Origin of the sequence: Leucobacter sp. M11, assembly GCF_035726885.1 — a bacterium.
GTDB lineage: Bacteria > Actinomycetota > Actinomycetes > Actinomycetales > Microbacteriaceae > JAPFRB01.
On the sequence record NZ_JAPFRB010000002.1, the window covers coordinates 505,067 to 516,037 of the forward strand.

Annotated in this window: 5 protein-coding genes; all 5 read right to left on the reverse strand. The window is 68.6% G+C overall.

The features are described 5' to 3' along the window. Positions 1 to 1,150: hypothetical protein (locus tag OOT08_RS06770; RefSeq protein WP_325091838.1), on the reverse strand; the 1,150-nt coding region annotated here is incomplete at its 3' end. Next, complete coding sequence (locus OOT08_RS06775; RefSeq protein ID WP_325091839.1) at positions 1,147 to 1,524, reverse strand: hypothetical protein; 378 nt, start codon at positions 1,522 to 1,524, stop codon at positions 1,147 to 1,149. The genes OOT08_RS06775 and OOT08_RS06770, both read right to left, overlap by 4 nt. 172 nt (positions 1,525 to 1,696) lie before the next feature. Further along, positions 1,697 to 5,590, reverse strand: coding sequence for a DNA-directed RNA polymerase subunit beta' (rpoC, locus tag OOT08_RS06780; protein WP_325091840.1), 3,894 nt, complete (start codon positions 5,588 to 5,590; stop codon positions 1,697 to 1,699). Positions 5,591 to 5,629: 39 nt separating this feature from the next. Further along, positions 5,630 to 9,127: a DNA-directed RNA polymerase subunit beta gene (gene rpoB, locus OOT08_RS06785; RefSeq protein ID WP_325091841.1), complete on the reverse strand. Its 3,498-nt coding sequence runs from the start codon at positions 9,125 to 9,127 to the stop codon at positions 5,630 to 5,632. Between the two features lie 323 nt (positions 9,128 to 9,450). Further along, positions 9,451 to 10,971 (reverse strand): DUF5979 domain-containing protein (locus OOT08_RS06790; RefSeq protein WP_325091842.1); only part of this gene is annotated, 1,521 nt, incomplete at its 5' end.

Consider the following 10,971-nt stretch of genomic DNA (forward strand, 5'->3'; position numbering starts at 1 on the left):
GTCGATACTCGCGAGCGCGGTCCTCCGCGGCCGGGTCCCCCCGCATTGCCCCGCCGGGTCCGGCTCCTCGGCCTTCCGGGAGGACACGCAGCTCAGCGTCCCGGAAGCCGCCCAGCAGGCGTCCGCCGATGATGAGGCCCTGCACCGTTCGGGGCAGCCGCCCCGCTGCCGCGAGTCGCCCGATGTCGAGCTCCAGGAGCGCGAAGGCGCCCACCGCCACCCGGGGGCCGCCCTGTCGGATGCCGAGGCCGGAGACGAGGGCGAACATGACCGCTCGCCCCGGGAGCCCGGGCACGCCGGAGGCGTGCCGCCCGGCGACGAGGAAGGCGCTCTGCAGCGTGAGCGCGGCCGAGGGCAGGACCGAGCCTCCGGCGGCGGAGGCGACGCGGCCGAGGGCTCGGCCAAACTCGAGCAGGCGAACCGCCAGGACCCCGAAGCCCTCGCCCGGGCCGCCTGAGCGCACCGCGGCGGACACGGCCTGGCCGGGCAGCGCCCGGAGCCGCAGGCGGCCGCCCGGCCGTTCGACGCGGCAGAGGGCGGTGAGCGCCGCGAGCGCCTGGGCGGTTTCGGCGCCGTCGCCCGTCCCGTCGGCACCCCGGATGCCGCCGGAGCGCGGCCCGGCCTCGCTCAGCCGCCGCAGGCGCGCGCTGAGCTCGCGGAGCCGCGCCGCCACCCGACGGTCCAGGTCCTCCCGACGCTCGTCGCAGACGATCAGGCCCCGGCTGGCCCGAGCCGCGGCGCCGTCGTCGCCAGGAGTGCCCGGGTTGCCCACCACGGCCGCGCCCGTGCCGAACGGCTCAGCCGGCTCCCGGGAGCCCGCCGTGCTCGCGGCCAGCTGCCGACGGCGCTCCAGGGACCGGGCCGTATCTCGCAGCTCCTCGGTTGCCTCGGCGTAGCCACGCAGCGCGTTGCCCGCGTCGGCCAGGGTCGCGCCCAGCCGGCCGGATTGCCCGCCGAGCACGGCCGCGCCGTGGCCCAGCGCCCGCACAACCTGCCCCCGCCCGCCCGCGTCGAACGCCAGCTGCGCCCGCCGTGCGGGCTCCCCCGCCCGGAGCCGTTCCCCCGCGGCGGCCCAGGTCCCCGCGAGCGCACGCAGCGCCCCGGAGTCCCCGGACAGCGCGCGTGCCCCGGGGGATTCGGCGGCGCTCACCGGGCCGCCCGGGCGTCCAGCGCCCGGAAGGCCCGCACGGCCTCCTCCGCCTGCGCCGCACCGCGCGCCGACTCCGCGCGCAGCGCCTCCTCGGCGCTCCGGCGGGCGCGGTCCAGCTCCGCGACCGCCTCGTCCACCACGGGGGAGCCGCTCTCCCCCGTGCGCGGTCGCGGCGACCCGACCCCCGCGGTCCCCCCGGCGCGGAGCGCGAGCGCCCCGGCGCCCAGCGCCGCATAGTTCAGGAGGAGTGCGCCCCCCGGAATCGGCTCCCTCGGAATCGGCTCCCCCGGGGTCGGCTCCCCCTGAGGTTGTGTCGCCCTCGGCCCGGCATGCACCGTGATGTCGTCCTCCCGTTCCGTGACCTGCCCAGCCACGGCCCACGCTATTCGGGACCCCGGAGCTCTGGGCACGGGGGCCCGAATCTGTGCAGAACGTGCCCGCTCCGGGGCGGGTGCGCCGGGGCACACGCCCGCTTCCCCGCACCCGGAAACGAGGCAGGGCCCCGATCGCTCATGCGATCGGGGCCCTGCTGACGGCGACTACCGCTTAGTTGTAGGTGCCGGGGTTGAACTCGTCAGAGGTGAAGCTGTCGAAGTCCGCGTAGGAGAGGTCGCCCTCGTCGAAGCTGCCGTCGTCGGCGAACAGGCGGTTCGGGTACCGCTCCGCCTTCGCCTCCTCGGTGGCGTCGACGTTCACGTTGCGGTACTTCTCCAGGCCGGTGCCCGCGGGGATCAGCTGACCGATGATCACGTTCTCCTTCAGGCCGATGAGCGGGTCGCGACGACCCTCCATCGCGGCCTGCGTGAGCACGCGGGTCGTCTCCTGGAAGGAGGCGGCCGACAGCCAGGACTCGGTCGCGAGCGACGCCTTGGTGATACCCATCACCTCGGGACGAGCGGTCGCGACGCGCTTGCCCTCGAGCAGCGCCTCCCGGTTGATCTTCGTGTAGCTCGACCGGTCGACCAGCTCGCCGGGGAGCAGGTCGGTCTCGCCGTGGTCGACCACGGTGACCTTGCGGAGCATCTGGCGAACGATGACCTCGATGTGCTTGTCGTGAATCGGCACACCCTGCGAGCGGTACACGTTCTGCACGCCCTCGACGAGGTACTTCTGCACGGCGCGCTCACCGGGGATGTGCTTGCCGTTCTCGGTGGAACCGACCTGCAGCACGTCCTTCGGGTCGAGCGTTCCCGCGATGAAGGGCTGGCCGAGCTCGACGCGGTCGCCGTCCTCCACGAGGAGGGTGGCGCGCTTCAGGATCGGGTACAGCTTCTCCTCGGAACCGTCGTCCGGGACCAGGATGATCTTCCGGCTCTTGTCGGTGTCCTCGATCGTGATCCGACCGGCGGCCTCCGCGATGGGCGACGCACCCTTGGGGGTCCGGGCCTCGAAGAGCTCCTGCACGCGGGGCAGACCCTGCGTGATGTCATCGGCCGAGGCCGAACCACCGGTGTGGAAGGTACGCATCGTCAGCTGGGTACCGGGCTCACCGATCGACTGCGCCGCGATGATGCCGACGGCCTCGCCGATGTCCACGCGCTGGCCGGTGGCCAGCGAACGGCCGTAGCAGGTCGCGCACACGCCGACCGCGGACTCACAGGTCAGCACGGAGCGCACGCGGATCACGTGCACGCCGACCGTGACCAGCTCGTCGATCAGCACGTCGCCGACGTCGGCGCCAGCCTGAGCCACCACCGTGCCGTCCTCGGTGACCGCGTCGGACGAGAGCGTCCGGGCGTAGACCGAGTTCTCGACGTTGTCGTCGCGGACGAGTTCGCCAGCGGCGTTCTTGGCTGCGATGGGCAGCTCAAGACCCTTGCGGGTGCCACAGTCGAGCTCGCGGATGATGACATCCTGCGAGACGTCCACCAGACGACGGGTCAGGTACCCCGAGTCGGCGGTACGCAGGGCGGTGTCGGCCAGACCCTTTCGCGCACCGTGGGTCGCGATGAAGTACTCGGCGACCGACAGGCCCTCACGGTAGGACGAGATGATCGGGCGAGGGATAATCTCACCCTTCGGGTTGTTCACCAGACCACGCATACCGGCGATGTTCCGGATCTGCAGCCAGTTACCACGGGCACCGGAGGTGACCATGCGGTTGATGGTGTTGTCCTCGGGGAAGGCGTCGCGCATCGCCCCGGCAACCTCATCGGTGGCCTGGGTCCAGATGTCGATCAGCTCACGACGACGCTCGGCGTCCGTGATCAGGCCCTTCTCGAACTTGCCCTGCACCTTGGCAGCGGTGACCTCGTAGCGAGCAACGATCTCGTTCTTGTTGCTCGGCGTCAGCACATCGCTGAGGGCCACGGTCACGCCGGAACGGGTCGCCCAGTGGAAACCGGCGTCCTTGATCCGGTCGAGGGTCGCGGCGACCTCCACCTTGGGGTAGCGCTCCGCGAGGTCGTTGACCAGCTGGGACAGCGTGGTCTTGTCCGCGACCGTCTCGAAGTACGGGTAGTCCGCGGGCAGGGCCTCGTTGAAGAGGGCACGACCCAGGGTCGTCTCCACCAGCACCGGCTTCTCGTGGGTCACCCCGGCGTCATCGGTGTACCCGATGATCCGGATGCGCACCTTCGCGTTCAGGTCCAGGCTGCCCTGGTCCTTCGCGAGGATGGCCTCGGACACGGAGGAGAAGGCACGGCCCTCGCCGACCTCGCCCTCCTTGACCGTGGTCAGGTGGTGCAGACCAATGATCATGTCCTGGGAGGGCAGGGTCACCGGGCGGCCGTCGGACGGCTTCAGGATGTTGTTCGAGGCCAGCATCAGCAGGCGAGCCTCGGCCTGCGCCTCCACCGAGAGGGGGAGGTGCACGGCCATCTGGTCGCCGTCGAAGTCGGCGTTGAAGGCGGCACACACGAGCGGGTGCAGCTGGATCGCCTTGCCCTCAACGAGCTGCGGCTCGAAGGCCTGAATACCCAGGCGGTGCAGGGTGGGCGCACGGTTCAGCATCACGGGGCGCTCGCGAATGATCTCCTCCAGCACGTCCCACACCTGGGGACGGCTGCGCTCGACCATACGCTTGGCGGCCTTGATGTTCTGAGCGTGGCTCAGATCGATTAGGCGCTTGATCACGAAGGGCTTGAACAGCTCCAGCGCCATCTGCTTGGGCAGACCACACTGGTGCAGCTTCAGCTGGGGACCCACCACGATCACGGAACGACCGGAGTAGTCCACGCGCTTGCCGAGCAGGTTCTGACGGAACCGACCCTGCTTTCCCTTCAGCATGTCGCTGAGGGACTTCAGGGCGCGGTTTCCGGTGCCCGTGACGGGGCGGCCACGACGGCCGTTGTCGAAGAGCGCGTCAACGGCCTCCTGCAGCATCCGCTTCTCGTTGTTCACGATGATCTCGGGGGCACCGAGGTCCAGCAGGCGACGCAGACGGTTGTTGCGGTTGATCACGCGGCGGTACAGGTCGTTCAGGTCGCTGGTCGCGAAGCGGCCACCGTCCAGCTGCACCATCGGGCGCAGCTCCGGCGGGATCACGGGGACGACGTCGAGGACCATGCTGGCCGGGCTGCCGCCCGTCTGCAGGAAGGAGCTGACGACCTTCAGGCGCTTGATCGCACGGATCTTCTTCTGGCCCTTGCCCTCGGCGATCTGCAGGTGCAGGTCGTCGGACTCGGTCTGCAGGTCGAAGTCCAGCAGGCGGCGCTTGATCGCCTCGGCGCCCATGTAGGCGTCGAAGTAGGAGCCGTAGCGGTCCATGAGCTCGTTGAAGACGGCGTCCTCGGGCTTGAGGTCGCCAACCTTCAGGTTGCGGAACTCCTCCCAGACGCGCTCCAGGCGAGCAATGTCCTCGTCGTAGCTCTTGCGGATCTGCGCCATGTCCTTATCAGCGGCGTCGCGAGCGCGGCGCTTCTGGTCGGCCTTGGCGCCTTCTTCCTCCAGGGCGGCGAGGTCGGTCTCGGCCTGCTGCTGACGCTCACCGATGGTGATGTCGCGCTGATCGGCGAGGGTCTTGAGCTCGAGCCGGAGCTCGTTCTCGAGACCGGGCATGTCCTCGTGACGGCCCTCCTCGTCGATGTCGATGATCATGTACGCGGCGAAGTAGATGACCTTCTCGAGGTCCTTCGGCGCCATGTCGAGCAGGTAGCCGAGGCGGCTCGGGACACCCTTGAAGTACCAGATGTGCGTGACGGGCGCGGCCAGCTCAATGTGGCCCATCCGCTCACGACGCACCGAGGACTTGGTGACCTCGACGCCACAGCGCTCACAGATGATGCCCTTGTAGCGGACACGCTTGTACTTGCCACAGGCGCACTCCCAGTCGCGGGAGGGTCCGAAGATCTGCTCGCCGAACAGACCGTCCTTCTCCGGCTTCAGGGTGCGGTAGTTGATCGTTTCGGGCTTCTTGACCTCGCCATAGGACCAGCCGCGGATGTCCTCCGCGGTCGCCAGACGGATCTGCAGCTCGCTAAAACTCGTTGCTTCGAGCAATGTTTCTCCTTGAAAAAGTTCGGTGTCTGGGTGTCCGGCTTAGATCTCGTCGATTGACGAGGACTCAAAGCGGCTGGACAGGTTAATGCCGAGCTCCTCCGCGGTGCGGTGGGCCTCGTCATCGGTGTCGCGCAGGCTGACAGCGACGCCGTCGGAGCCCAGCACCTCCACGTTCAGACACAGCGACTGCATTTCCTTCATGAGCACTCGGAAGGACTCCGGAACGCCCGGCTCGGGGATGTTCTCGCCCTTCACGATCGCCTCGTACACCTTCACGCGGCCGAGGATGTCATCCGACTTCACCGTGAGCAGCTCCTGCAGCGCGTACGCGGCGCCGTAGGCCTCGAGCGCCCACACTTCCATCTCACCGAAGCGCTGGCCACCGAACTGGGCCTTCCCGCCGAGCGGCTGCTGGGTGATCATGGAGTACGGACCCGTCGAGCGCGCGTGGATCTTGTCGTCCACGAGGTGGTGCAGCTTCAGGATGTACATGTATCCCACCGAAACGGGGTACGGGTACGGCTCGCCGGAGCGGCCATCCATCAGGCGGGTCTTTCCGGTGGAGTCGATCAGGCGCTCGCCATCACGCGTGAGCGTGGTGGAGTCGAGCAGCCCGGCGATCTCTTCCTCGGACGCGCCGTCGAACACGGGGGTCGCGACCTTCGTGTTGGCCGTGGCCTCGCGGGCCTGCTCGGGCAGGCGCTTGGCCCACTCCGGGTTGCCCTCGACCTTCCAGCCCTGCATGGCGATCCAGCCGAGGTGGGTCTCCAGCACCTGACCGAAGTTCATGCGGCCGGGGATACCCATCGGGTTCAGGATGATGTCGACGGGGGTGCCGTCCTCCAGGAAGGGCATGTCCTCAACGGGCAGGATCTTCGAAATGACACCCTTGTTGCCGTGACGGCCGGCGAGCTTGTCGCCCTCGGTGATCTTTCGCTTCTGGGCGATGTAGACGACCACGCGCTGGTTCACGCCGGAACCGAGCTCGTCGTCCTTGTCGTTCTCCGCGTCGAAGACCTTGACCTCGGTGACCGTGCCCGAGACGCCGTGGGGCACCTTCAGGGACGTGTCGCGAACCTCGCGGCTCTTCTCGTTGAAGATCGCGCGCAGCAGGCGCTCCTCGGCGCTCAGCTCGGTCTCGCCCTTCGGCGTGACCTTGCCGACGAGGATGTCGCCGGGGCGAACCTCGGCGCCGATGCGGATGATGCCGCGCTCGTCGAGGTCCTTCAGGGCCTCCATCGAGGCGTTCGGCAGGTCGCGGGTCAGCTCTTCCTTGCCCAGCTTCGTGTCGCGGGCGTCCACGTCGTACTGCTCGATGTGGATCGAGGAGAGCGTGTCGTCCTTCACCAGGTTCTGGCTCAGGATGATCGCGTCCTCGAAGTTGTGACCCTCCCAGGGCATGAACGCCACGAGGAGGTTCTTGCCGAGCGCGAGCTCACCGTTCTCGGTCGCGGGGCCGTCAGCGATGACCTCGCCGGCCTCGATGCGGTCGCCCGCCTTGACGATGACGCGGTGGTTGTAGCTCGTGCCCTGGTTGGAGCGGTCGAACTTCCGCAGGTAGTAGCTCTTCGAGCCGCCCTCGTCGTGCATGATCGTCACGACGTCGGCGGAGACCTCCTCGACCACACCGGCCTTCTCGGCGGTGACCACGTCACCCGCGTCGATCGCGGCGAAGTTCTCCATACCGGTGCCAACGACCGGGCTCTCGGAGCGGACGAGCGGCACGGCCTGACGCTGCATGTTCGCACCCATGAGGGCGCGGTTGGCGTCGTCGTGCTCGAGGAAGGGAATCAGCGAGGTCGCGACGGACACCATCTGGCGGGGCGAAACGTCCATGTAGTCGACGCGGTCGGAGTCGACCATGATGACCTCGGAGCCGCGGGGACGGGCCAGCACCTGCTTGTCGGCGAAGACGCCGTCGGCGGTCAGCGGGGCACCGGCCTGCGCGATGAGGAACTCGTCCTCCTCGTGCGCGGTCAGGTAGTCGATCTGGTCCTGAACCTTGCCGTCGATGACCCGACGGTACGGGGTCTCGATGAAGCCGAACGCGTTGATTCGCGCGAAGGTTGCCAGCGAGCCGATCAGACCAATGTTCGGGCCTTCCGGGGTCTCGATGGGGCACATCCGGCCGTAGTGGGACGGGTGCACGTCTCGCACCTCGACGCCAGCGCGGTCACGGGACAGACCGCCCGGGCCCAGCGCCGACAGGCGACGCTTGTGGGTCAGGCCCGCGAGCGGGTTGTTCTGGTCCATGAACTGCGACAGCTGGCTGGTCCCGAAGAACTCCTTGATCGCGGCCAGCACGGGGCGCGTGTTGATCAGGGTGTTCGGGGTGATCGCTTCGATGTCCTGCGTGGTCATCCGCTCGCGAACGACGCGCTCCATCCGGCTGAGGCCCGTGCGGACCTGGTTCTGGATGAGCTCGCCAACGGCGCGGATACGACGGTTGCCGAAGTGGTCAATGTCGTCGGTGTCGAGGCGGATCGCGACCGGCTTGCCCTCGCGGGAGCCGGGGAGCGTCTCGGTGCCCGCGTGCAGGCCGACGAGGTACTTGATCGTCGCGACGATGTCCTCGAGCGAGAGCACCGAGTCGGTGATCGGCGCCTCAAGGCCGAGCTTGCGGTTGATCTTGTAGCGACCGACCTTTGCGAGGTCGTAGCGCTTCGAGGAGAAGTAGCTGTTGTCGAGGAGCGCACGCGCGGCCTCGATTGCCACCTGCTCGCCCGGACGCTGCTTGCGGTAGATGTCCTTGAGGGCGTCCTCCTGGGTCAGGACAGCGTCCTTCTCCAGGGTGATCGCGATCGACTCGTAGCCGGCGAACTCTTCGAGGATTTCCTCGCTGGTCATGCCGAGGGCCTTCAGGAAGACCGTGACGGACTGCTTACGCTTGCGGTCGATGCGAACACCGACCTGGTCGCGCTTGTCGATCTCGAACTCGAGCCAGGCACCGCGGCTCGGGATCACGCGAGCGGTGAAGACGTCCTTATCGGAGGTCTTCTCCTGCTGGCGCTCGAAGTAGACACCGGGGGAACGCACGAGCTGCGACACGACGACGCGCTCGGTTCCGTTGATGATGAAGGTGCCGCGCTCGGTCATGAGCGGGAAGTCGCCCATGTACACGGTCTGGCTCTTCAGCACCTGGGTCTCGGTGTTGTAGAAAGCGGCCTCGACGTAGAGGGGAGCGGAGTAGGTCTTGCCGCGTTCCTTGCACTCGTCGATGGTGTACTTCTGCTCGTCGAGAATCGGGTTCTCGAAGGAGAGCTGCATCGTGCCGGCGTTGTCCTCGATGGGAGAGATCTCCTCGAAGATCTCCTCCAGGCCGTTGACCGTGGCCAGGTCATCGCGGCCCTGGGCGATGCCCTCGGCCAGACGCGTCTTCCAGGCGTCGTTGCCGACGAGCCAGTCGAAGCTCTCGGTCTGCAGCGCGAGGAGGTCGGGGACCGTCAGCGTGTCAGAGATTTTTGCGAACGAAAGCCGCGAGTGCTCGCGGCCGTTCTTGGTCGTGTTACTGGGAGTTGCGTTGCGCGCAGCAGCCAAGGAAATTACCTCCGTGGGCCCCGTCGGGCCGTATGCCGGTTCTCGTGAATTTCCCGGATCACAGGTGGTGGTTCGCTCTATTCGAGAGCGCGACGGCCGACCGCAATATGAAGGCTGAAGTGTGTCCGGAGTGCAACTGTCTACTCTATACGGATTTTTCGGGTCTGTCCAGCCTCGACCGCGTCGTTCCCCCGAGCGGTTCGCTGCCTCCGGCGACCGTGCCTGCCCGACCAGCGTAGCGGCTCCTGGCCCGCGCCTCAAACGGGGCCGGGGGCACGCGCGCCTCCGCGCGTTTCACCCCCGACCCCGTTACGACGGCGCCCCTAGGCGAGGTCCCTGCGGCGATGCGCGTGCAGGGCAACGCCCATGCCCAGCAGGGTGAGCAGGATGGCGAGCGCCGCGGCGGGCCGGTGATCGCTTCCCGTCACGCTCAGCCCCGGAGTCGCCGCGAAGTGGTTTGTCACCCGCACCCGGGTGACGACGGCGGCGCCGTCCCCGCCCGAAGCCGGTCCGGGCAGGGCCACCGTCGCGGCGTCGTCGGCAGGATCCTCGTCACGCGCCTCCGTGCCGAGCACCTCGACCTCCGTCCGCTCGGCGCCGCGCGCGTCCTCCTCGGTCACCGTGCACCGGGAGCCCTTCGGCAGCCCATCGAGCATCACCGGGGTCCCCGGGGAGACCGCGGAAACCGCGTCGTGATCCGTCACCGTGACCGGGTTCCCCGCAACCACGAGGTCGCGCGTGCAGCTCGCCCGCAGGTCGAAGCTCCCCGGGACCCGGGACTCGCTCGCGCCTGCGCCCGCGAGTTCCTTGCTGAGTTCGAGCGCGGCCGGGGCAAAGCGGTTCACCATCTCGACGATGACCTCATCCTCCGGCAGGATCGTCGCGGTGCGGTCCGGCGCCGGCTCGTCCGCGCCGCCCGCTTCCGTCTCGTGCACCGTGCACTCGGCATCAATCGGCAGCCCCGCGACGCTGCCGGAGGCGCTCGTCTGCCCCGGGGAGAAGGCAAAGCCGAGGCTCGCTTCCTCCCCCAGGTCGAGCGGGTATCCCCCGAGCTGGCAGCTCAGCGCAAAACGGACGTCCCCGGAGGCGAGACCGGCCTGTGGCAGCTCAAGACGCTTGAGCACGGTGAGCGCGCCGCCCGCGTCGAAGGTGTTCCGGAACACCGCCTCGTGCGGACCCGGGTCCAGCGCCTCGGCGCTGAGCGAGCGCTGCTCCGTGAGCGGGGCCTCCTCACCGTCGAGCGTCGCGGTCACCCGCGCCGCGCCGCGATGGTCGGTCTCGGTGATCGCGCAGTCCGCGCCCACCGGCAAGCCAGTGACCTCGTGCGTTTCGCCGCGTTGCAGGGCAACGGTGCGGGTCTCGCCGGTGATCCCGCCGAAGACGCACTGCATCTGAACCGTGAACTCCGCGTCTTCGGGGAGCATTCCCACCGCGGTGCCCTCGGCCGTCACGCCGAGCGTGACCGTGGCCTCGGCAAAGGTGTTCGTGATCCGGATGATGTTCGCCTCCGGCTCCTCACCCAACACGATCGATTCCTCGGGGTCGGTCGCGAAGGAGAATCCCGTGACCCCGTCCGCGGCCGAGCCGTACTGGCCCGGCGCGGAGGTGTCCTCCGTCGGCGTGTACGTCAGGTTCGTGACCCGGCACTCCGCGCCCCTCGGGAGGTCCCCGATCACGGCCTCGCTCGGTTTCGTCAGATCGGCGATGCCGGCCAGCGCTTGGGAACCGGTCACCGGGGTGCTCGACCCGGGGGCCAGGCAGCTGTAGTCAACCGTGTAGCCCGTCGCCAGCAGGTGCCACGCGGCGGCGGGGGTCTCCGCCAGGCTGAGGGAGACCGTCATCTC